16 protein-coding genes, 1 tRNA gene, 1 other RNA gene and 5 pseudogenes are annotated in these 21,321 nt (G+C 62.0%); 13 read left to right on the top strand and 10 right to left on the bottom strand.

Going from position 1 to position 21,321, the window contains the following annotated elements:
• The first annotated feature begins 189 nt into the window (after window positions 1-189).
• A complete protein-coding gene (locus tag MHX65_RS04405) occupies window positions 190-1,032 on the top strand; it encodes a DMT family transporter (RefSeq protein WP_239268959.1) in 843 nt (280 codons plus the stop codon).
• On the opposite strand, the gene MHX65_RS04410 is transcribed toward MHX65_RS04405, so the two are convergent.
• The gene (locus tag MHX65_RS04410; RefSeq protein WP_239268961.1) at window positions 1,029-2,114 is read right to left on the bottom strand and encodes a mannosyltransferase family protein; all 1,086 of its coding nucleotides are present in this window, start codon (window positions 2,112-2,114) and stop codon (window positions 1,029-1,031) included. The genes MHX65_RS04405 and MHX65_RS04410 overlap by 4 nt on opposite strands.
• A gap of 234 nt (window positions 2,115-2,348) precedes the next feature.
• Here MHX65_RS04410 and leuA point away from each other — a divergent pair, with 234 nt between their 5' ends.
• From leuA to MHX65_RS04440, 6 genes are all read left to right on the top strand, one after another.
• Complete coding sequence (gene leuA / locus MHX65_RS04415) at window positions 2,349-4,166, top strand: 2-isopropylmalate synthase (protein WP_005276465.1); 1,818 nt, start codon at window positions 2,349-2,351, stop codon at window positions 4,164-4,166.
• Window positions 4,167-4,200: 34 nt separating this feature from the next.
• The gene (locus MHX65_RS04420) at window positions 4,201-4,983 is read left to right on the top strand and encodes a hypothetical protein (protein ID WP_239268963.1); all 783 of its coding nucleotides are present in this window, start codon (window positions 4,201-4,203) and stop codon (window positions 4,981-4,983) included.
• Window positions 4,984-5,406: 423 nt separating this feature from the next.
• Window positions 5,407-6,519, top strand: coding sequence for an exonuclease domain-containing protein (locus MHX65_RS04425; RefSeq protein WP_370657788.1), 1,113 nt, complete (start codon window positions 5,407-5,409; stop codon window positions 6,517-6,519).
• A 27-nt stretch (window positions 6,520-6,546) separates the two neighbouring features.
• Entirely contained in the window at window positions 6,547-7,824 is a 1,278-nt protein-coding gene (locus MHX65_RS04430; protein ID WP_239268967.1) for a Mur ligase family protein, read from the top strand.
• Window positions 7,817-8,590, top strand: a complete 774-nt coding sequence (locus MHX65_RS04435) for a type 1 glutamine amidotransferase (RefSeq protein ID WP_239268969.1) — start codon at window positions 7,817-7,819, stop codon at window positions 8,588-8,590. The genes MHX65_RS04430 and MHX65_RS04435 overlap by 8 nt, the downstream gene beginning before the upstream one ends.
• A 124-nt stretch (window positions 8,591-8,714) precedes the next feature.
• Window positions 8,715-9,797, top strand: coding sequence for an HNH endonuclease signature motif containing protein (locus MHX65_RS04440; protein ID WP_239268971.1), 1,083 nt, complete (start codon window positions 8,715-8,717; stop codon window positions 9,795-9,797).
• A gap of 4 nt (window positions 9,798-9,801) precedes the next feature.
• Here the strand turns inward: MHX65_RS04440 and MHX65_RS04445 are convergent, their stop codons facing one another.
• From MHX65_RS04445 to ffs, 6 genes are all read right to left on the bottom strand, one after another.
• Window positions 9,802-10,458, bottom strand: a complete 657-nt coding sequence (locus MHX65_RS04445) for a recombination mediator RecR (RefSeq protein ID WP_239268973.1) — start codon at window positions 10,456-10,458, stop codon at window positions 9,802-9,804.
• Between the two features lie 72 nt (window positions 10,459-10,530).
• Entirely contained in the window at window positions 10,531-10,899 is a 369-nt protein-coding gene (locus MHX65_RS04450; protein ID WP_005276451.1) for a YbaB/EbfC family nucleoid-associated protein, read from the bottom strand.
• Window positions 10,900-10,955: 56 nt separating this feature from the next.
• Window positions 10,956-13,484, bottom strand: coding sequence for a DNA polymerase III subunit gamma and tau (locus MHX65_RS04455; RefSeq protein WP_239268975.1), 2,529 nt, complete (start codon window positions 13,482-13,484; stop codon window positions 10,956-10,958).
• A gap of 18 nt (window positions 13,485-13,502) precedes the next feature.
• Window positions 13,503-14,096 carry a suppressor of fused domain protein gene (locus tag MHX65_RS04460; protein ID WP_239268977.1) on the bottom strand — a complete coding sequence of 198 codons (594 nt, stop codon included), beginning with the start codon at window positions 14,094-14,096 and terminating at the stop codon, window positions 13,503-13,505.
• Window positions 14,050-15,321, bottom strand: coding sequence for an aminotransferase class I/II-fold pyridoxal phosphate-dependent enzyme (locus MHX65_RS04465; RefSeq protein ID WP_239268979.1), 1,272 nt, complete (start codon window positions 15,319-15,321; stop codon window positions 14,050-14,052). Before MHX65_RS04465 ends, MHX65_RS04460 begins: the two co-directional genes overlap by 47 nt.
• A 64-nt stretch (window positions 15,322-15,385) precedes the next feature.
• Window positions 15,386-15,482, bottom strand: an RNA gene (gene ffs, locus MHX65_RS04470) — signal recognition particle sRNA small type.
• Window positions 15,483-15,680: 198 nt separating this feature from the next.
• On the opposite strand from ffs, the gene MHX65_RS04475 reads away from it, so the two are divergent.
• Window positions 15,681-15,769: transfer RNA gene (locus tag MHX65_RS04475), tRNA-Ser, on the top strand.
• A gap of 106 nt (window positions 15,770-15,875) precedes the next feature.
• Here MHX65_RS04475 and MHX65_RS04480 read toward each other — a convergent pair.
• The 3 pseudogenes from MHX65_RS04480 to MHX65_RS04490 all read right to left on the bottom strand — a co-directional run.
• Window positions 15,876-16,199: pseudogene (locus tag MHX65_RS04480) on the bottom strand (IS481 family transposase); the annotation flags it as partial.
• Window positions 16,200-16,246: 47 nt separating this feature from the next.
• A pseudogene (locus MHX65_RS04485) lies at window positions 16,247-16,555 on the bottom strand (integrase core domain-containing protein); the annotation flags it as partial.
• 36 nt (window positions 16,556-16,591) lie between these two features.
• A pseudogene (locus MHX65_RS04490) lies at window positions 16,592-17,943 on the bottom strand (IS256 family transposase).
• A 55-nt stretch (window positions 17,944-17,998) separates the two neighbouring features.
• On the opposite strand from MHX65_RS04490, the pseudogene MHX65_RS04495 reads away from it, so the two are divergent.
• The 5 genes and pseudogenes from MHX65_RS04495 to MHX65_RS11655 all read left to right on the top strand — a co-directional run.
• Window positions 17,999-18,460: pseudogene (locus MHX65_RS04495) on the top strand (IS6 family transposase); the annotation flags it as partial.
• Window positions 18,461-19,101: 641 nt separating this feature from the next.
• Complete coding sequence (locus MHX65_RS04500; RefSeq protein WP_239268981.1) at window positions 19,102-19,575, top strand: hypothetical protein; 474 nt, start codon at window positions 19,102-19,104, stop codon at window positions 19,573-19,575.
• Between the two features lie 171 nt (window positions 19,576-19,746).
• A complete protein-coding gene (locus MHX65_RS04505; RefSeq protein ID WP_239268983.1) occupies window positions 19,747-20,400 on the top strand; it encodes a hypothetical protein in 654 nt (217 codons plus the stop codon).
• Entirely contained in the window at window positions 20,400-20,756 is a 357-nt protein-coding gene (locus MHX65_RS04510; protein WP_239268985.1) for a hypothetical protein, read from the top strand. The genes MHX65_RS04505 and MHX65_RS04510 overlap by 1 nt, the downstream gene beginning before the upstream one ends.
• A 478-nt stretch (window positions 20,757-21,234) precedes the next feature.
• A pseudogene (locus MHX65_RS11655) lies at window positions 21,235-21,321 on the top strand (helix-turn-helix domain-containing protein); the annotation flags it as partial.

A 21,321-nucleotide genomic window follows, 5' to 3' on the forward strand; every position in this document is an offset into this window, starting at 1 on the left:
GCCACAGAAATACCTGTCGGACACTAGTCAAATTCCTATGCTACCCCGCAAGGCGCTACACCTCATCATAATTCCGAAACAATACTTTTATTTTATTCACACCCACCCCCGTGCGCACGAGGCGGCGGGGCGGGGGCGGCATCGCTAAGCAAAATGCATCTCCGGGACTTTTTTACTAGCGTTGAGCGGGTGTTAAGCAACTTCCTGGCCGTATTCTTCGCGCTCGCCTCCGCGCTTACGGTTGCTTGGGGCACGGTGGTTCGCCACCGCATTGCCCTTGAAGCAGACGATTCAGTCATGCGCTCCGCCATGACCAACCCACTGTGGTGGGTCGGCACCGGCGCGGCCATACTCGCCTACGGCCTCCAAGTCGTCGCCCTGGGCTTTGGTACCTTGCTGGTGGTCCAGCCCATTTTGGTGCTCTCGCTCATGTTTACCCTGCCGCTTTCGGCCTGGTACGCCAAGCGCCCCATGCCCGTGCACGAAACGTTCTGGTCCATTGCACTCACGATTGCGGTCGGCGTGATGGTGGTCTACGGCCGCCCCGTCGCCGGCAATCCCCGGCCCGAATGGAGCCAGTGGTGGCCCGCGCTACTATTGGGCCTGGCCACCCTGGTCGCGTTGGGCGTGGCCGGCCATAAATTCCGCGAGCAGCGCCCGCTCGCCCTGGGCACCGCCTGCGGCGTCATCTATGGCTTCGTCGCCCTGCTATCGAAGGCCGTGGTCGATATCTTCACCCACGAGGGCCTGAGCGTCCTGGTGGGCAGCTGGCAGTTCTACGGCCTCATCGGCCTCGCCCTGACCGGCACCGTGGTGCAGCAGTACTCCTTCAACGCCGGCCCGCTGGCGCAGTCGTTGCCGGCCATGACCATCTTCGAGCCCATCGTCGCCTTCGGCTTGGGCTATATGGTCTTGGGCGAAAAATTCCTCATCGATTCCACCGCCGGCTGGCTCGTCATGATGGCCGCGCTCGGCGTCATGATCGCCGCGACCATCATTTTGTCGCGCAATCCTGTCAGCCAGCGCAGTTAGATGGCCCACTCGAATACGGTCAGCATATAGGCCGAAAACCAGGCCCCGAAGAGCACCCAGGCACTCACGCTTGCCGATGCCCCCTTCTTGCCCACCCACGGCAGCAAGACCACCGCTGCGGGCAGTAAGAGGCGGGGGCGGGAGTGCATGATGCCATCGGAAAGCAGCACATTGGCCATCAGCACCGCGGCAAACAGCCAGGCAGGAAGCGGCAGGCGCCCCCAGGCCAGCAGCAGGCAGATGGGGGCGGCGATGATGACTGCGGCGCTGAGCAGATACCCACCATTCGTGGCGCTAGACAGCGTCTCCGCCACCCAGGACACCGTCGCCCGGCCGCCGTCGAAACCGGAATTCCAGTGCTTTTCCTGCAGGCCGAAGTACCCGCCGGCGCCGGATAAATGGCGATTGGCCCACCAGATATAGCCGGCTAAGGGCAGCGCCGATACCGCCACGCTCAGCCAGGCCCACCAGGTGCGCCGCGCCTTGAAGAGCACCATGAGCGCGAAGACCACGATGAGATCCACCGCGGTGAGGCGGACGAAGGAGGCAAGGAAAATGAGCACCCCAGCCGCGATCCAGCGCTTATCATGCAACATCACCACGGCCCAGATCGCGAGCGCGCCGAAGAGCGCCTCCGTATAGGGCATGACAAAAACGATGCTCATAGGCGCGCTGGTGACCACCGTCGCGCCGAGCACCTGGCCGCGCGTGCCCAGCCCCATCTGCCTAGCCAGCGCCATAACGCCCGCCGCCAAGGCGATGGTGAAAAAGAGGTTGAGGACCATTGCCGTGCCCGCAATATCCGCGCCCAGCAGGTTACTGACCGCCCGCACCGCCAGTGGGAAGCCGGGAAAGAACGCGAGGGCGGTTTCCCCGCCATAGCCCGCGCGGGCGATGTCGACATAGTAGTGGGCGTCCCATTTATTCAGCAGCCCCCAGAGGGAATCGCCCTGCGCCGCGGCCAGCGCCGCGAGCACGCTGAGGCGAATCGCCGTTCCCGCAACCGCCACCAGTGCAGCATAAAACCAGCAGCGCAGCGCGGGCGCGGCTGCGGGGCGGCGGGTGGTAGGAACAGTAGGCACATCAGCATGGTACGCCACGCGCCCGGGTGTCCCGCTGAATGAAATATGTTGCCACACCGTGAGATCCTCTGTAGTGTGACCGGTATGACATTGCGGAACGACCTACTCCTTATCTGCCGCGGCGGGATTTCGGCCTGAACCTACGGCCAGCGCCCCGTCGCGGAGTCTGGCAATCCTTAGCCCAGCTGGCCGTCGCACTTCCCGACACCAAACATATTAAGGACACCGCACCCCATGTCTCCCAACGATTCCTTCATTAGCGCACCCCGCGAAATCACCACCCCTGCAGGCCCTCCCCGCGAGGGACAGCCCGCTTGGAATAAACAGCGCGGCTCCTCCATGCCCTTCGACCGCTACCAGCCCTTCGCAGTAGAGGTCGAGGACATCGACCTGCCGGACCGCACCTGGCCGGGCAAGAAGATCACCCACGCCCCGCAGTGGTGCGCCGTAGACCTGCGCGATGGCAACCAGGCGCTGATCGACCCCATGAGCCCCGAGCGCAAGCACCGCATGTTCGACCTGCTGGTGCAGATGGGCTACAAGGAAATCGAGGTGGGCTTCCCTTCCGCCTCCCAGACGGACTTCAACTTCGTCCGCGAAATCATCGAGGGTGATAAGATTCCAGAAGACGTCACCATCCAGGTCCTCGTCCAGGCCCGCGAGCACCTGATCCGCCGCACCTTCGAGGCCTGCGCCGGCGCAAAAAACGTCATCGTGCACTTTTATAACTCCACCTCGAAGCTGCAGCGCCGCGTGGTCTTCCGCAAGGACAAACCGGCCATCAAGAAGCTGGCTACCGATGCCGCCGAGCTCATCAAATCCATTGCCGCCGACTACCCCGATACCAACTGGCGCTGGGAATACTCCCCCGAGTCCTTCACCGGCACCGAGCTGGATTTCGCCCGCGAGGTCTGCGATGACGTGGTCGCCATCATGGATCCCAGCCCCGAGAACCCGATGATCATCAACCTGCCGTCCACGGTGGAGATGATTTCGCCGAATGTCTACGCCGATTCCATCGAGTGGATGGACCGCAACCTGGCCCGGCGCGATTCCATCTTGATTTCGCTGCACCCCCACAATGACCGCGGCGAGGGCGTTGCCGCAGCCGAGCTGGGCTATATGGCCGGCGCCGACCGCATCGAGGGCTGCCTGTTTGGCAATGGCGAGCGCACCGGCAACGTGGACCTAGTGACCTTGGGTCTGAACATGCTCACCCAGGGCGTTGACCCCCAGATCGACTTCACCGATCTGCCCAAGATCCGCGAAACCGTGGAGTACTGCAACCAGCTGCGCGTTCCGGAGCGCCACCCCTACGGCGGCGAACTGGTCTTTACCGCGTTCTCCGGCTCGCACCAGGACGCGATTAATAAGGGCTTGGACGCGCTGGCTGCAACGGTGCGCCCAGAGGCCAATTCCACCGACGTCAGCTGGGAAGAGCTGCGCGATGCCATCTGGGAGGTGCCTTACCTGCCCATCGACCCGAAGGACGTGGGCCGCGATTACCAGGCCGTTATCCGCGTCAATTCCCAGTCCGGCAAGGGCGGCGTTGCCTACATCATGAAGACCGACCACGGCATCAATATGCCCCGCGCCATGCAGGCAGAATTCTCCACCGTCGTGCAGGAAATCACCGATACCGAAGGCGGCGAGGTCAATTCCAAGAATATGTGGGACATCTTCGCCACCGAATTCCTGGACCGCACCACCCCGCTGCAGCTGGAATCGTTCGAAATCGACAATATTTCCGCCGAAGATACCGATGCCACCGTCACCGCCACCGTGACCTACAACGGCAAGGAATCCGAGGTCACCGGCACCGGCAATGGTCCCATCGCCGCCTACGCCAATGCGCTGGAGTCCTTGGGCATCGATTTCGATGTCATCGACTACTCCCAGCAATCGCGCTCGGCCGGCGATGATGCCGAGGCCGCCTGCTACATTGCCGCCGACGTCAACCAGAACAAGGTCTGGGGCGCGGGCATCGCCGCTTCCACGACCCGCGCCTCCATCAACGCGATTACCTCCGCAGTAAACCGCGCGTTGGCATAACGCGGGCGCGGCCGGGCATGGTAGAAGATCGACTATGCCTTCTTCTACCTACCTCATCCCCCACCGCGGCCTCGGCGCGGTGCAGACCTTGCCCATTCACGGCGCATCGGTGAAGGGCACGGAGGAATTTACCGTCACCCTGGCTCCCAGCCAGGAGGGCGGTTTAAGCGTGGAAGCACAGGGCCAGATCGGCACCATCAGCGCCGCGGACCGCGCGGAATACCCTGAGATCGACCTGCTTTTCCGCGCCGGTCTCACCCCGGCCGCCACGGCCCAGCCGCATGCCGATGGCCACGTCACCCTCCTGCTTCCCCGCCCCGGGCTCTGCCTGCCGGCGAATAATCCGCCCGGCGGGCCCTATACGATGCTGGGCTACGCCCCGCCCATCGATATCACCGATCTCCCCGCGGATCTCGATATCCCTGCCCAAGCCCGGATGCACGTGCTGGTCAACCTGGTGCCTTCTACCGACGCCGTCGATGTCTTCTTCGGCCCCACATTCCTCACCACCCTATCCCCGGGCCCCTCGCTGCCCCCGCTTGCCGATGCCCCCATCCTCGCCCACGCCTACCATGCCCCGCGCGGCAACGATCGCGTGCTGAGTATCTACGCCGGCGATCCGCGGCCCGCTTCCAACGAGGATTCCGTGGCCGTTGCCACCCCGACCACGCAGGCGGCGACCGAGACCTTCGAAACCAGCAGCTTTCGCGCCGTAACGGCTACCCCGGAACCCACGCGCCACACTGGGTGGTGGGTCACGGCCATAGCCGTGGTCGCCGTCGTGGCGCTGGTGACCGTACTCATCGTCGCGGTTTAGTTTCCACTAAACCGGATTAGGCACCGAAAAGGCACGGCGCGCCCTGTCCCGCCACAGGAATTCCGGGATACTAGACTAAGGTTGATGAATAACACACCTGGCCCCTCCCCACGGTCGCCGCAGGCTCCCTCGCCGGCGACTATGGCGTCCCAGCATGCGGCTAGGACCCACGCCCAGGCGTCCCCTCACTCCGCAGCCGACTCCGCCAATCCTGACGCCGACCCCGCGCAGCCGGGCCCGCGCCGGTCTCGGCCGCGCCGCGCCGTCCGCCCCTCCGGCGGGCCGGCGAAGCCGAAAACCCCGGCCGATACAGCTGCTTCGGCCGCTCCAAGCCCCACAGCATCCGAGGCCTCCGCATCCAGCGCGGACAGCGCGCCGCAAAAGCAGCCGGACAAAACCGAGACCGTCACCAAGCACCCCTACGTGGCCCTCACGCTGCAGACCACGGGCATCCACCCCTCGACCGGGCGCATCGTCACCATCGATGCGGTGGCCTTTGATAATGCCGGCGATATTGGCCAGCGCTTCCACGCCGTGCTCAAGCCGGATATCGACGCCGGCCCGCACCACCTCCACGGGCTGACCGTCGCGGATATCGAGCAGGCACCGGCCTTTAGCAGAGTCCTCAAGTCGCTGGATAAGCTTATCGATGGCCGCACCCTCGTCGTCCACGATATCCCCTATACCTGGGGCTTTATCGTCGCCGAGGCCCGCCGCGCGATGATGACCGCCGCCCGCCAAAACCGCGCGCGCAACCGCGGGCGCAATAAGGGCAAGCGGCGCCGCCAGAAGGTGGGCCACATGCCCGCGCCCGTGCGCATCATCGATACCTTGGCCACCTCGTATGCGCAGGGGGTGCGGTCGAATGATGTGCGGCTGAGGGGCGTCGCTAAGCAGAATGGCCTGGATGCCGATCCAAAGGCAACAGTGGAACGCGCCCGCCGCCCGGAGCAGGAGACCTCGCGCGAGGAGACGGAGCTGCTCATCCAGCTCTACCAGCACCAGCAGCGCGGCCCGGTGCGCAGCTATGCCCCGGACGAGGTCCGCGCCGACCGCTTTGGCCTACAGCGCTCGCACGTGCGCGTCGATGCCGCCGAAGCTCCCGTGCAGCACCACAACCCCGGCAAGTACGAGCCCGGCAAGGAACTGCGCCGCGGCATGGAAATCGTCGTGGCCCCCGAAATCCTGGAGGACCCGGATACCATCATCTCCGCCCTCATGCGCGAGGAGCTGAACTATTCGGAAAAGCTCACCCGCGAGGCATCGCTTGTCGTGTGCAACGTCACCACGGATCTCGTGGGCAAGGCCATGCACGCCCAGCGCAAGGGCATCCCGCTGATGTCTGATGCCGCGTTTCTCGATGCCCTCACCCGCATCGAAGACCCCACTACCGCCCAGCCGCCGGCGCGGCGCCAGCCCCCGCAAAAGAGCGGCGGAAATAACCAGAGCAAGAGCCAGAAACGGCGGCGCAGGCGCGGCGGGCGCGGCCGGGGCCGGCGAAATTCTGGCGGCTCGGCGCCCAAGAACAACGCCTAGGCCACTTCCCCGGCTACCCTAGAGGGCATGAGTTTTTCAGTCCCGGGTGCCTTTAAGAAGTTGCGCACCACCGCCGCGACATCCGCCGCGAAGCTGGCCACCACCGCTTCCCGCGCCACCGGCCGGGGCGCCGGCGGAATGATCGGCGGCCTTATCGCCAATGCCATTGATCCCTCCATCATGACCAACCTCGGCGGCGGGCGCCCAGCCGTGCTGGTCACCGGCACCAACGGCAAGTCCACCACCACCCGCATGCTCGCCGCCGCGGTCCGCGCCGAGCACCGCGTCGCCACCAACGACGGCGGCGATAACATGGACGCCGGCATCATCTCCGCGCTCATGGCGGGCAAGGACGCCTCGCACCTGGTCCTCGAGGTCGACGAGCTGCACGTGCCGCACGTTGCCGATAACCTCAACCCGCAGGCGCTCGTCCTGCTCAACCTCACCCGCGATCAGCTCGACCGCGTCGGCGAGATCAACAAGATCGAGCGCGCCCTCCGCGGCGCCGTGGAGGCCCACCCGGACATGCTGGTCATCGCCAATTGCGATGACGTGCTCATGACCTCGGTGGCCTATGACGCCAAGAACGTCATTTGGGTCTCCGCCGGCGCCGGCTGGCTCGGCGATTCCGTCACCTGCCCGCGCACCGGCGGCCACGTCGTGCGCACCGAGGATGACTGGTACGCGGTCAAGCCGCTTGCCGATGGCCGCGAGTTCCGCCGCCCGCAGCCGACGTGGGGCATCGACAAGCATGGCGTTATCACCCCCACCGCGAAGCGCCCGCTCAACCTCGCGCTGCCGGGCCGCGCCAATCGCGGTAACGCGGCACAGGCCATCGCCGCGGCCGTCGAGGGCTTCGGCGTGGACTTGGACCGCGCTATTGCCGCGGCGGAAAGCATCGATGACGTCGCCGGCCGGTATTCCACCATCCACTGGAAGGGCCGCGAGATTCGCCTGCTGTTGGCCAAGAACCCCGCCGGCTGGCAAGAGGCCCTGTCCATGGTGGACCGCAGCGCCGATGGGTTGGTCATCGCCACCAACGGGCAGGTTGCCGATGGCATCGACATGTCCTGGCTCTGGGACGTGAAATTCGAGGGCTTTAACGGGCTCAGCGTCAAGGCCGCCGGCGAGCGCGGCACCGACCTTGCCGTCCGCCTCGTCTACGCGGATATCACCCACGAGCTCATCCCGGACCCCATGGATGCGCTCGCCGCCTGCCCCGAGGGCCGCATCGAGGTCCTTGCCAATTACACCGCCTTCCGCGATCTGAAAAAGGCCCTGTCCAAGGAGGCTAATAATGCTTAATATCGGCCTAGTGCTTCCCGATGTCCTCGGCACCTACGGCGATGACGGCAACGCCCTCGTGCTGCGCCAGCGCGCCCGCATGCGCGGCCTCGACGCCGAGATCCACCCCATCCGGCTGGGCGAGCCGGTGCCCGAAACGCTGGATATTTATACTATCGGCGGCGGCGAAGACACCGCACAGATTCTTGCCGCAGAACACCTCATTGCCGATGGCGGGCTGACCCGCGCCGCCACCGCTGGCCGCCCCATCTTGGCCATTTGCGCCGGCTTGCAGGTCCTCGGCGAATCCTTCCGCGCTTCCGGCCGGGTTATCGATGGCGTCGGGCTTATCGATGCCACCACCGCCGGCATGCAAGACCGCGCCATCGGCGAGGTATCCTCCACCCCTACCGGCGCCGGCGTGACCGCAGACCTCACCGAGCCGCTCACCGGCTTCGAAAACCACTTAGGCGCGACCATCCTCGGCCCATCCGCCCAACCGCTGGGAACCCTCACCCGCGGAAACGGCAACGCCGACCAAGCCGCCACCGCGGATCTCGCCGACGGCTCCAGCCAGCGCACCTACGAAGGCGCCGTGCAGGGCAGCGTCATCGCCACCTATATGCACGGCCCGGCGCTTGCCCGCAACCCGCAGCTCGCGGATCTGCTCCTCGCCCAAGCCATGGGCGTCTCGCTCGCGGATCTCGATCCGCTGGACATTCCCGCGGTCGACCGCCTGCGCACCGAGCGCTTCAACGCCGCCGAGCCGCCGCGCTCCCAGCGCTAAATCTGTGGATAACTTCCCCAATTCGCGGCCTTCACAACCAAAAAGAGCCGAATTGAGCCAAGTTATCCACAGGCTGGCCGCGGTCGCCTTGTAGCTCCCCGGCCCCAACCCTAGGCTGCGGGGCATGACGTTATTGGAGCAGCTGGGGGACATCGCCAAGCGCGGCGTAGACCTGATCGAAGAGGCCTACGCCGCCGCTGACCTGCCCCTGCCTGCGGACCAAGCGCGCGAGCTGCGCCGCACCGCCGAGGCTTTCCTCGCGCCCACAAGCCACTCGCGCTATCAACGCCGCGCCCTTGCCGCCGCGCGCCGCAACCAGCACAGTCTGGCCACGCTCGCGCTCATCGCGCGCCGCTCCCGGCGGGTGAAGAATCCCACCGAGCGCTGGCGCTTCCGCGAAACCCTGTGTGCTACCGCCGGGACCACCGCCGAAGTGTCCCGGGCCGCCACCCGCCTGCTGCGCGAAATCGCCCCGCCGCCCGAGCGCGAAGACGGCGGGCGCCGCATCCTGCACGGCGAGAAAACCACGCTGAGCTTTACCGGCCCCGCCGCCGAAATGGCCGATATCTGGGCCACCGCGAAGGATAATCCCCTCGCCTGGCTCACCGGTTCCCGCGCCGTCGCGCCGGCCAGCGTGACCACCAATGTCATCATCGAGCTGCCGGATTACCTGAAAGTTCTGCGCGGCGAGGGCTCCGAAGTCCGCCTCGCCATGACTAACGGTGCCACCATCACTGGCGCCGACCTCATCCGCCGCACGCTCGCCGGCGCCGGCCTTTTCACCCTCATCCACCCCGAAGAAGGCCCCGTCAATCTCTACCGCGCCCGCCACGCCTCCGCCAAGCAGCGCCGCATGCTCGAGGCCGAAGGCGCGCGCTGCGCGTGGCCCGCTTGCCGACGTCCCGCCGCCGAATGCCAAGCCCACCACATCTTCGAATATGCCCGCGGTGGCCACACCCATCCGGCGAATATGTGCCTCTTGTGTCCATACCACAATTCCATCAACGGCCTTCCGGGGCGCGGGCGGATGGCGCGCATCAACGGGCGCATCGCCTGGCTGCCGCCGCATCCTCGCCACGCGAATCAACCAGCCGCCCCGCCGAATTCAGCGTCACCGCCGCACTCTGCCTCGCCGCCGGAGCCGAATTCGCCTCCCCCAGTCTTCACTGGCCGCGCCCCACGCGGGCCAACCGCCGACGTGCCCTAAACGCCTAAATGGTCAAGCGCCCCGAAAGCGCACGGGACAAGGTCAGCTCGTCCACGAACTCCAAATCGCCTCCGAGCGGCATGCCGGAGGCCAATCTGGTGATCTTTAAATCGGGAAAGTCCCGCAATAACCGCACCAGGTACGCCGCGGTGGCCTCGCCCTCCGTATTTGGATCGGTGGCGAGGATGACTTCGCGGATGGTGGGGGTGTCGTCGTAAAGCGGGACCTCTGGCGTGGAATCCGCCAACTCCCTATCCGGTAGCACCCCGCCGAGGCGCTGGAGGAGCGTGGAAATATTCAAATCCTTCGGCCCAACATTGGCCAGCGGATCCAGCGCACCGCCGAGCACGTGGTAGCGGCCCTCGTACTCACCCGTGCGCTCGATAACCTGGATGTCCTTCGGCTCCTCCACGACGCAAATGGTGGAGGCGTCGCGCTGCGAATTGATGCAAATCCGGCAGACGTCCTCGCGCGAAATATTGCAACAAATGCGGCAAAAAGTAACGCCGTCCCGCACCCCGCCTAAGGCATTTTGCAGGCGCTCAATATCCTCCGGTTCCATGTGCAACACATGAAACGCGATACGCTGCGCCGACTTCGGGCCGATGCCCGGCAGGCGCGAAAACTCATCAATGAGGTCCTGCAGAGGTCCTTCAAACACCACAACTCCCAAAATTACGTCAAGGCCGCGGCCCCACTATCGGGACAACGGCCTTTTTAGAATATCGCGCAGCTAGAAATTGCCGCCGAACATGTCATCCATCGACGGTCCACCCTGGCCGCCCATGCCCTGCGAGAGGGGACCAATCTTTTCCTGTGCCAGCTTGCCCGCAGCGGCGTGGGCATCCTTAAACGCGCCCATGACCAGGTCTTGCAGCGTGTCGATGTCCTCAGGATCAACCACAGACTTATCAATCTGCAGGTCTACTAGCTCGGCGCCGCCGGTCATGGTCACCTTAACCAGGCCATTGCCCGCGCTGCCCTCAACGTTGGTAGCCAGGATCTCTTCCTGCGCCTTCTGCAGCTCGGCCTGCACCTGCGCGGCCTGCGCGATGAGGTCGTTCATGTCATTGGGTTGTGGGGTGGAATCTTGTTCAGCCATAGCTTTCGTCCTTTCTCAATAGCTTTGCTACCGCCCGAGTCTACCGTGCCACAGTCCTATACACGGCGTGCGCCTAGTTCCTTTTCCACGAGCTCTATCGCAATCTCGGTGGCGCTGCGATGGTCCATTTCGCCTGCGGACTGCGCGGCTTCGACCATGTCGCGTTCTTCGTCATCGCGCGTATAGGCCGGTTCCGGCGGCGGCTCGTCCGCGGGGCCCTCCGGCTCGGGCGGCAGCGGCACCCCGTTGCTAAATTGCGGCGTGCGCGCGAATTCTTCATCGCGTTGCTTCGCCACCTCGCTTGCCTTGGCAATGCGCGAGCGCCACCCGGGCTTACTCTCCGCCTCCTTGTCGTCGCTCGGCTCCCGCTCGGGCGCGTTGGGGTTCCATTCGGGTTTGGCCTGCGGAGCCCGCGGCGCATCGAACCCGGCGCTCTTAGGATCCGTGCCCACCACGCAGTTGACCTGAATATCGCGCTGGAATTCCTCCCGCAGCACGTCCACAATGACGGAATTATTCGCCGGCGCATTGATGCGTTCTGCCAGCGCACCGGTGGTATGCCCCAGCGTCAGCGTATTATCGCGGAATCCGAGCACGCGGGCTTCGGCAAGCATGATTTCGGCGACCTTATTACGCTTGCCGACGCTCCCCCTCAGCTCCACCCATTTCCTCTTCACCGCATCCACGAAGTCATCACCGCTTACCGATGCCCCCTGCGCAGGCGCCGCCGGCACCGGCTTCTCCAGCGGTTCCGCCTGGCCGTTGCCGCGGGCTGGCGCATTCTGTGGAATCTGCCGCTCCTGGCCCCATGGATCCGCGCCATCGTCAGTTTCTACGTCGCCGCCTGCCGCGGTAGCCGAAGCATCCTTTTCAGGCACATCGCTAGACTGCGAATCCGTGGACTGCTGCTCAGGCTGCCCAGCCTGTTGCTGCTGCCCCGACTGCGCATATTCCGCGCTCGGTTGCGCAGGCTGCGACGCAGATCGCTCCTGATTCTCAGCTGCTGCCGGCCCCGTTTGTGCCGGCTGTGCCGACTGCGCTGAACCCTCATGCTCGCCACGCGATTGCTGCGCAGTTGTCTCCGGTTGCTCAGGCCGAGACAATGGTGATGTCGATTGCGTCCCCTGTGCCTCGGTGCCCGCGGCCGCTTGATTCCGTTGTTGTCCAGGCGCCTCTGATGCAGTAGGGCCCGTGGCGGCCTGGTTTTGCTGGGCCTGGGACTTTGCGCGGCGCCGCGCGATGATGGCGGCCGCTGCCGACTGCGGGTCTTGGGCACCCGAAAAGGCTGGCCCGTTTCCCGCAGAGGGTGCCGCCTGCCCCGATTGTCCTGGCTGCCCTGCCTGCGCTGCCTGCGCCAGTTGTGCCCCTTGGCCGGCCTGGTTGTGCTGGCCAGACTGTGCGGATTGCGGTGCGCCGCTGGGTTGGGTGGCCTGAGGCAACTGCCCCGGCTGGCTCACGGCGCCGACAGCTGCACCCGGCGCCGCGCCGGCCGAGGTACCGATGAGCAGGTGCGCGCACATGATTTCGAGCAGCAGGCGCGGCGAGGTGGCCCCGGTCAGATCGCTGATGCGGTCATTGACGGTGGAGGCAAGGTAGGTCAGCTGCGGTCCGGAAAAGCGCTGCGCTTGGGCGGTGAGCACCTCGGCGCGGTCGGTAGGCGCGGAGACCAAGCCGGCATCGATGGCGCCCGGCACGGCCTGCAGGATCATCAGGTCGCGCAAGCGGTCGAGCAGATCCACGGCAAAGCGGCGCGGGTCGTGGCCAGCCTCGATGACGTTGTCGATCTGCGCGAAGAGGCCGGCCTTGTCGTTCTCGGCGAGGGTGGCGATGGTGTCATCGAGAAGCGTGACGTCCGTAACCCCCAGCAGCGGGCGCGCAAGGTTATAGGTCAGGCCATCGGGACCCGCACCGGCCAAAAGCTGGTCCAGTAGCGACAAGGTATCGCGCGGGGAACCGCCGCCGGCCTCGATGACCATGGGATAGACGGAGTCTTCAACCTGCACGCCCTCAGAGGCGACGGTCCTTTGCAGCAGCCCCTTCATCGCGGGCGGGGTAAGCAGGCGGAAGGGATAGTGGTGCGTCCGGGAGCGAATGGTGCCGATGATCTTTTCCGGCTCCGTCGTCGCAAAGATGAAAATCACGTGCTCCGGCGGCTCCTCAACCACCTTGAGCAACGCATTGGCACCGGACGGGGAAATCATATGCGCCTCATCGATGATGAAGATGCGATAGCGCGATTCCGCCGGCGCATAGTAGGCGCGGTCGCGCAGCTCGCGCATGTCCTCCACGCCATTGTGCGAGGCGGCGTCGAGCTCCGTCACGTCCAGGTTGCCCGGGCCGCCGGGCGCGAGCGACACGCACGAATCGCACTTGCCGCACGGCGTCGAGGTGGGCCCGTGCTCGCAGTTGAGCGAGCGGGCCATAATCCGCGCCGAAGACGTCTTACCGCAGCCGCGCGGGCCGGAAAAGAGGTAGGCGTGGTTGATGCGCCCCGCGTCGAGGGCGGCAGATAGCGGCGTGGTGACCTGCTCTTGCCCCACGACCTCGGCAAACGTTGCTGGACGGTATTTCCGGTATAAAGCCACGGTTAGCCAGTTTACCGGCTAACCCTCGCGCGACCAGTCCAGCAGGTCAATGCCCTGCTCGGCCACAGCTTCCTGCAGCTTGCCGACGCCCTCTTCCACCCCAAACGCATATTCCGCATCCGTCAGCATGACCAGCTGCAGCACGAGCGTCAGGCGGTCATCCTCGCGGTACTGCGGTGTCTGCCCGCCCCAGAGGTACGGGGCAATAAGCAGCCCGTGGTGCACGGTCGGCTCGCCGGGCAGATCAAGAAGCGATGGCAGCAAGACGCCGGGTTGCGCGGGCAAGAGGCCGCCCGCCTTCTCGAGCTTCGCGGCGGCGGCCCCCACAGCGGCGGCGACTTCGGGCTGGCCCACGCGCGCCACCGTCACCAGTTCGCAGCGCACATCCAGACCTTCGGCATCGCTGCGCAGGCCGGTATCGACGGCGTTGAAGGTGGTGGTGAGGGCGAGGGATTGGGCATCGGCAAGCGTGGCTAAACCCAGCCTGCGCCCGTCGACGTACCGGAACTCCAGCGGGGCCGGGATGACCTCGCTGAGCCACACGGCGGATTCGGCGGCGTTGATTTTAGCCCTCCGCCTTTTCGATGGCCGCCAGGAGCACGCAGGTGGCAACGCCGTCGATGGCTTCCTCGATTTCCTCCTGCGGCGGCAGCGACACCGCAAGTCGGATATTGCGGTCATTCTCATCGCGGCCGTGGGGGTAGGCCGCGCCCGCCTTGGTGAGCACGATGCCGGCGTCCTTGGCCAGCTCCCACACGCGGGTGGCGGTGCCGTCCACGACGTCCATGGAAATGAAGTAACCGCCCTCCGGGTCGGTCCATTCCGCGACGCCGTACTCGCCCAGGCGCTCGTCCAAGATGCGGCGAGCGGCGGCGAACTTCGGCGCCAGCAGCTCGGCGTGGCGGCGCATCAGCTCACGCACGCCGTCCGCGGACCCGAAGAACTCGGCGTGGGCGAACTGGTTGATCTTATTGGGCCCAATGCCGCGGATGCCTGCGTGCTCCAGGTACCAATCGAGGTTCTCCGCCGAGGAGCCGAAGAAGCTCACGCCGGAGCCCGCGAAGGTGACCTTGGAGCTCGAGGACATGGCCCAGAAGCGGTTGGGGTGCCCGCCCTGCTTGGCGATGTCCAGCACTGGCAAGACTTCCGGAAATTCGTCTGTCAGCGTGTGCACGGCATAGGCGTTATCCCACACGATGCGGAAGTCGGGCGCCGCGGTATCCATTTCCGCCAGGCGGCGGGTCTTTTCCTCCGAGATGAGTACGCCGGTGGGGTTGGAGAACATGGGAATGAGCCACATGCCCTTGACCTGTGGGTCCTGGGCGAGCTTAGCGATGGCCTCGACATCCGGGCCGTCGTCTTCCATCGACACCGTCACCAACTCGAATCCGAAGAGCTCCGTGATGGCGAAGTGGCGGTCATAGCCGGGCACGGGGCAGATCCACTTGACGGTTTCTTCCTCGCTCCACGGGCGCGGCGAATCATTGGTGCCAAAGGTATAAGCCCAAGAAATGAGGTCGAACATGATGTTGAGCGAGGAGCTATCGCCGGCCAGCAAGAGCTCTGGGTCAATATTGGTAAGCTCGCCCCACAGCTCGCGCAGCTTCTTGACGCCCTTCAGGTTGCCGTAGTTGCGCAGGTCAGCGCCTTCAGAATCGGTGTAGTTTCCCTCACCCGGCAGCGACAACAGCGCATTGGAGAGATCGAGCTGCGCCTTCGAAGGCTTGCCACGGGTCAAATCCAGCTTGAGGCCCTTTGCTTTCAGGTCTGCGTATTCTTCGCGGACTTTCGCGGCAAGTTCTGCCAAGGCGGACGATTCCAGAGTGAGAAGCGACATTAGTATGTCTTACCTTCCATAGTGTGGTGCGACGTTTAGCCACCAATACTAACGCACCCTGCACAAAAAAGGGACCCCGCGCACCCGTCAGAGCCTCCTGACCCTTGCTGCATTCCTGCCCTGGGGGAGTTCAGAGGATGGACGCCACGCGGAATCCTGCCCTTACTTTAACGCCCGCAACCCGCATTAGCCAAATACGCGTCTCTCGGGGCGAGACGGAAGGCTACGGGGGCATCGGCAAGCGGCGGCAGCACAGCGATCGCCGGCCCCTGCCCCACCGAAACCCAATAATTGCCCAGAAATTACGTCTGACCAGGCGATTGGCATTCTAATTGCTACGGCTGCTAATGTTTCTTCTCGGAGGATTCGACTAGCGGCCTATGTCACACGCCTGGAACGCGTGCGGGGTTCACGCCCCTCGTGGGTTCAAATCCCACATCCTCCGCCATTGTCATGAGTCGCGACATACTTGACAGGTCAGTCGCGACATCGTTGACGAACCGGCATCTCAGTTGTTTTTGTTCTGGGGTGCCGGTTTTTCGTGTTTTGGGTCTAGGGGTGGGGCTCCTTTTTCCAGTAGGGTTTTGGTAGTCGCGGGCTGTGTCGATGTAGTGCTCGGTGATGATTTCTCCGGTCGCAGCTAGTGATGTGGTGATGTGGTTGTCGGCGATGACCATGAGGATTTTTTGTTTCTTGAATGCGCGCCCGATGCCTAGGTGGAAGAGTTTGCCGGCGTAGCGGACGGTGACTTTGCCGTTGTCCCAGACGATGTCTTTTCTGGTGCGCCATTCTTGTGTGGGATTGTCGTTGGGGCTGGCTTTTGTGCCGGTGGTGTAGCTGTGGTGTGGGGTATGTCGTCCTAGTGCGCGGTGTGGGCGTTAGGGTTGCCCGCAAATCGTGGACACGTAGTAGAGCTACCTAGTGGTTAGGCAGCTAATTCTTTTCTGCTGGTGGTTAGGCTGGTGTGGTTCTCGAAATCGACGGGGCTGACCATCCCGAGGGCGGAGTGCCGACGTCGACGGTTGTAGACCACTTCAATCCAGCAAGCCACAGCCTGACGCGCAGCATCGCGGGTGGCCCAGCGCTTCCGGTCGTAGAACTCGGTCTTAAGCGTCGACCAGAACGACTCAGCCATCGCGTTATCGAAACACACTCCGGTACGCCCCACGGATTGAGCAATGCCCAAATTGCGGCACACCTCCCAGAGCTGCTCGCTGGTAAATTGTGTCCCACGGGAGAGTGTCCGATTCTTTGTGTGCGGGGGCTTGGTTTACAAGTAATCCGCGAATCGGTTGGGGTAGGCCACAGCTAGTTGGTTGATGGCTTGTTTCCACCCGGTGGCTTTCGCTCCTTCAATATAGCCGTTGCATTCAACGTCGCGTTTTGTTTTCTTCGCTCGCTGGGCAGCGCGCTTGTCTTCGATGTCGCAGATCATCAGCCACAGCGTCTTCAGTGCGGCAGTATCGTTCGGGAATTGCCCCCGGTTACGGGTAGCTTTACGCAGTTGGGCGTTGAGCGATTCGATCGAGTTGGTGGTGTAGAGCACTCGCCGCGCCGCTGGCGGGAACTGCAGAAACGGCACGAACCGCTCCCATGCGTCCCGCCAGACTTTGACCGACTAGGGGTATTTCCGGCCAAGTTCACTGGCCTCGAAGGCATCCAGGCTGGCACGTGCAGTGTCCTCGTTAGCGGCTGTGTAGACCTCACGCAGTACGCGGGAGACTGATTTGCGGTCCTGGTAGGACACCCACCGGTTCGCAGCCCGAATCAGGTGCACAATACAGGTCTGCACCATGGAATTCGGCCAGGTTGCCTCCACGGCTTCCGGCAGGCCTTTTAAGCCCGTCGCAGCACACGATGAACACGTCTTGGACACCGCGGTTAGCCAGATCCGCACACACCGATGCCCACAATGCGGCGCCTTCATTGTCCGCGATCCACAATCCCAGGATGTGCTTGATGCCGTCCATGTCGACACCAACCGCCATGTAGCAGGACTTGTTGACCACGCGGTGGCCATCGCGGATTTTAACGCGTAGCGCGTCGAGGAAGATCACCGGATAGAACTCGTCGAGCTGGCGGTTTTGCCAGATCATGACCTCTTCCAAGACCGCGTCGGTAATGGTGCTGATCGTATCCGGGCTCATATCCACACCGAGGGTGGTTGCGAGATGGTGGCAAATATCGCGCACTGTCATCCCGCCGGCGTACAGCGAGATAATCATGTCGTCGAGCTCTGTGAGCCGACGTGTGCCCTTGGGCATCATCCGGGGAGTAAACGTGCCGGCGCGATCCCTGGGCACGGTCACTTCCACCGCGCCGTAGCCAGAGTTGACGGTTTTGGTGTACGACCCGTTGCGGTGATTGCTTCCTTGGGCGGGGCCAACCTGGGCTTTCGTCTTGCGGTCGCAGTGGCTATAGCCCAAATGCGCATCCATCTCTGCCTGGAGACCAGCGTTAATCGAAGCCTGCAACAGGCCTTTGACCAGCTCGCTGGCGTCATCGGTGGACGTCGACAGCTCGCCGATCAAGCTGGCGAGCTTAAGGATTTTCCATCAGCTTCTTACTGATCTCGTTGACCCTCGCCGGGTCATGGCTTTTCTTCGGTGACACCGTAGTCATTATCGGTGAAACTCCTTCTAGATCAGAGCCTCACACACAAACTTCCTGACACTCTCGGGTTGGCGGCAGGTGGTGCTACCTCTATCGGGCGATCCCCGCCGGTGGCCAGACCCTGGACTTTTACCTCTCTCCGAAGCAGAACGTGGCCGCAGCGAAGTGTTTCCTGGCCAAGGCCGTCAGATCCAATGCGTCAGCCGGGTATCCCAGAGTGATCAACGCCGATAAAGCACCCTCCCTAGCCAGGGCAATCGCCGAGTTGAAGTCAGAGGGAATCTGCCCGCCAACAGTGGAACACCGACAGGTGAAATACCTCAACAACATCCTAGAAGGCGACCATGGTCGGCTGAAGCGGATCCTCGGGCCAAAAGGCGCGTTTAAGAACCGGACATCTGCATATCGGACGTTGAAAGGGATGGAGGCGATGCACTCATTGCGGAAAGGGCAAGGCGCGATGTTTGCCTACGGGCAACCGAACCCGGACGCGGTGATCGTCAACCAGGTCTTCGAGACGGCCTAACAACGCCCACACGCAGCGGCCATCAGGGAATGAGAAACTGAGTCTTCGCTACTCTCCGCCCAACTTTGCAACAGTACCGCTAAAACAATCGGGAAGCCTACACCTTCACCTCGGATATGATCGCCGAGAACTTTTCGACAAAATGGACTACTGCGGTAGAGCGAAGAAACTTTCGCAACGACATCAAGAAGGCCATTCATGACATTCTGTGTGTGGCCTAACGCTGGAATTACCTCCAATACTGACCGGTGTCACGTTGATCAAGACAGTCACCTCAGTCCGACAGCGGCCGTCTCGTCCAGAACTCGACTAGACAGAACACAGAAGACTAGCGCCCTCCGGCGCGCTTTCTTTTTACCTGAAAGCACTTTGCGCTGATCTGCCATCATCTTGCTAGTTATACACAGGGGTTTACCTATTTTCCCAGGTGGCTTATAACTATATCCCTGTAGATCTATATCCCCAGCCGATCAACCAACAGAACCGTCATATTGTGGGTTATGGTTTATACTCCCGCCTCGCCTTGCGGCTCGTTGGGCTGCCGCCCAAATCAAAGATTTGGTTGCCACCAACCAGCCCTTGTTACGGGTGCGTTGTGAAAGAATCAACAACTAAGACTTACCTACCCACCTTAGAAAGCCATGACCACACCACAATCCCTGATCACTCGCCTGGCGTCCCCAGACGCCACTGAGCGCACTGAAGCTGACATTCAGTCCGACATCAAGACCCTGCTGACTACCGCCGACTTCGACCTGGATACCCCACGGTTGGAAGAGCAGATCGGTGATGGTTCTCACCGACGAATCGACATCGCCACCGGAGCCACTGTCATCGAAGTAAAAAAGCGGCTCACCAACGAGAGCGCCGACGCGGACTACATCAACCAACTCGCTGGCTACGTCACTACCCACATGAGCCAAGATGGTTCCCGCTACAACGGAATCCTCACCGACGGGAAAACCTGGTGGCTGTTCGAGCAGTCCCCGCCGATGGCTCCTTCGTCCGGCGCAGCACCTTCGAGCTTGCCCCTGGAGCTACCGGGTTCGGGCTTATTGAATGGCTCAAAGCCGTGTTGGCTACTCGGAGCAATTCGCGAATATCATTTTGATTGAACCTATCACAGGCGAGAACTCTCATTTATGAAACATCGGGAATCCCGCAATTCTCATTCCACCAGCGAGAGTATTCCACATGCTGTAGGATGCGGCTCATCTGAGAAGCGGGATGTCAGGATGGCGTGTATCCTAGATTTGTTCCGCCTATCGATACAGAAAGGTTCTATCATGAATCGAGTCGCACTTCTGACAGTTGTGTCTCTAATCACTGCAGGTATTGCCCCCGCAGCTTCTGCCGAAACGGTTGAACAAGCAGAGAAAACTCCTGTTTGGTCTGAAGAGCAATTTGATAGGTCTCTTAAGGAGATCACTCCTGAAGAGAAGAAGCAGCTTGAGCTAATTAGTAACGTCGGTGAACATATTGATTACGACGATGAGGGTAACCTCAAGTCCGATCTCAACGATGATCAGCTTCGTAGTGATTATGGTTTCGAAGACAAAGATGTCAGTTTTTTCCACTCAGTGCTTGCTGAGGATGAAAGCATTGTTCAGCACAAGGAAAACGAGCCAAAAATTGTCACTACATATGATCACAAGCTCGGCCACATATCAAATAGCGATTTGACGGTTGGGACGGCTGCAACTCTTACCGCAGCGGCAATGGAAGGGCCAGCTGCTCTTGAGGCGGCATTCTTTGCTTGGGGTGCTGTAGCAGGCGGGCCGATCGGAGCTGCTATTTCTGACGCTGCCGGCCTTCTTGGGGCAACTTACTTTGTCGATCTCGCTACTAAAATCACAGGGGCGGTCGCGCAGGGTAAAGGTATTACCTGGTACTCTAAGTGGGGATTTCCGCCAATTACCGCAGAGATTGAGGATGACTAATGCGGACGGATAAAGATCCAAAGTTTATTCGCTTTCCAGAATCTCTGTGGGCTTTTGTCACTATATTCCCCTCGGATATTATTGAGAAACATGGAGTTGAGCACTTTTTCAATTCTGGATATTTGTGGCTCTATTCAATATTGGGAGTAATCCTTTTTGGTATTTCCATGATCATGGGTGAAAAAGCGGTATCTCCTTGGATGCATCGTGTGCGTTCCATTTTCCTCTTTGCTGCAACGATAGCTATTACAGCTTTCTTCCCTAGCTTGGTTGGGCGAATAGTCGTGGCGTTCCTAGCCATCTGCTACTTTTTCTGGCCCAATAACCATATAGTCTTTCGTCGAGCAGCGGCATGATCGGTGTTTTAAGTGGAGCTAGCAGTTTATTAATCACTTGATAAAAAGTGATAGGATCTTGCTAAATTGTCTTCCAAAACTTGGCCACAGTACTCATGCGGGTACTGTGGCCAAATTGGTGCATCTATCAAAAAGGGTACATAAGGGTTAAGTAGCTCTTAACTATGGAGTTGTGACGCCTTGAGAGTGTCAGGGAGATTTGGATTCAGAATCCCGCCACAAGGAGTTATTGAAATCCGCCCTTGATGCCCTTTTCTCGTTTCCGACCTAACCTAAACGGAACACGCCTAGGGGGATGAAGCGTCCGGGGTTTAGTTCCTACCTCAGCTAAGGATGTGATGTCTAGTGACTTTTTGGACTCGGAGTCCATTGACTTTTTGGACTCGGAGTCCAGTTAGTTTTTTGACGCGGAGTCCAGGAAGTTTATGGACAGGATGTCTAACGACTTTTTGGACTCTGGCTTCTTGACAATGTGGGGATGGCAATTCCCATTACTCTCCGCAAGAAGATAGCGGATTTCGACCCCATCCGTGAGGGCATCACGGTCCAGCAGTTCTGCAAGAAC

Origin of the sequence: Corynebacterium sp. ACRPS, from assembly GCF_022346005.1 — a bacterium.
GTDB lineage: Bacteria > Actinomycetota > Actinomycetes > Mycobacteriales > Mycobacteriaceae > Corynebacterium.

What these genes read in the sequence shown, in the direction of transcription:
- leuA (WP_005276465.1), top strand. Translation starts at nt 2,349, where the DNA reads ATGTCTCCCAACGATTCCTTCATTAGCGCACCCCGCGAAATCACCACC.
- MHX65_RS04420 (WP_239268963.1), top strand. Translation starts at nt 4,201, where the DNA reads ATGCCTTCTTCTACCTACCTCATCCCCCACCGCGGCCTCGGCGCGGTG.
- MHX65_RS04430 (WP_239268967.1), top strand. Translation starts at nt 6,547, where the DNA reads ATGAGTTTTTCAGTCCCGGGTGCCTTTAAGAAGTTGCGCACCACCGCC.
- MHX65_RS04435 (WP_239268969.1), top strand. Translation starts at nt 7,817, where the DNA reads ATGCTTAATATCGGCCTAGTGCTTCCCGATGTCCTCGGCACCTACGGC.
- MHX65_RS04440 (WP_239268971.1), top strand. Translation starts at nt 8,715, where the DNA reads ATGACGTTATTGGAGCAGCTGGGGGACATCGCCAAGCGCGGCGTAGAC.
- MHX65_RS04450 (WP_005276451.1), bottom strand. Translation starts at nt 10,899, where the DNA reads ATGGCTGAACAAGATTCCACCCCACAACCCAATGACATGAACGACCTC.
- MHX65_RS04465 (WP_239268979.1), bottom strand. Translation starts at nt 15,321, where the DNA reads ATGTCGCTTCTCACTCTGGAATCGTCCGCCTTGGCAGAACTTGCCGCG.
- MHX65_RS04500 (WP_239268981.1), top strand. Translation starts at nt 19,102, where the DNA reads ATGACCACACCACAATCCCTGATCACTCGCCTGGCGTCCCCAGACGCC.
- MHX65_RS04505 (WP_239268983.1), top strand. Translation starts at nt 19,747, where the DNA reads ATGAATCGAGTCGCACTTCTGACAGTTGTGTCTCTAATCACTGCAGGT.
- MHX65_RS04510 (WP_239268985.1), top strand. Translation starts at nt 20,400, where the DNA reads ATGCGGACGGATAAAGATCCAAAGTTTATTCGCTTTCCAGAATCTCTG.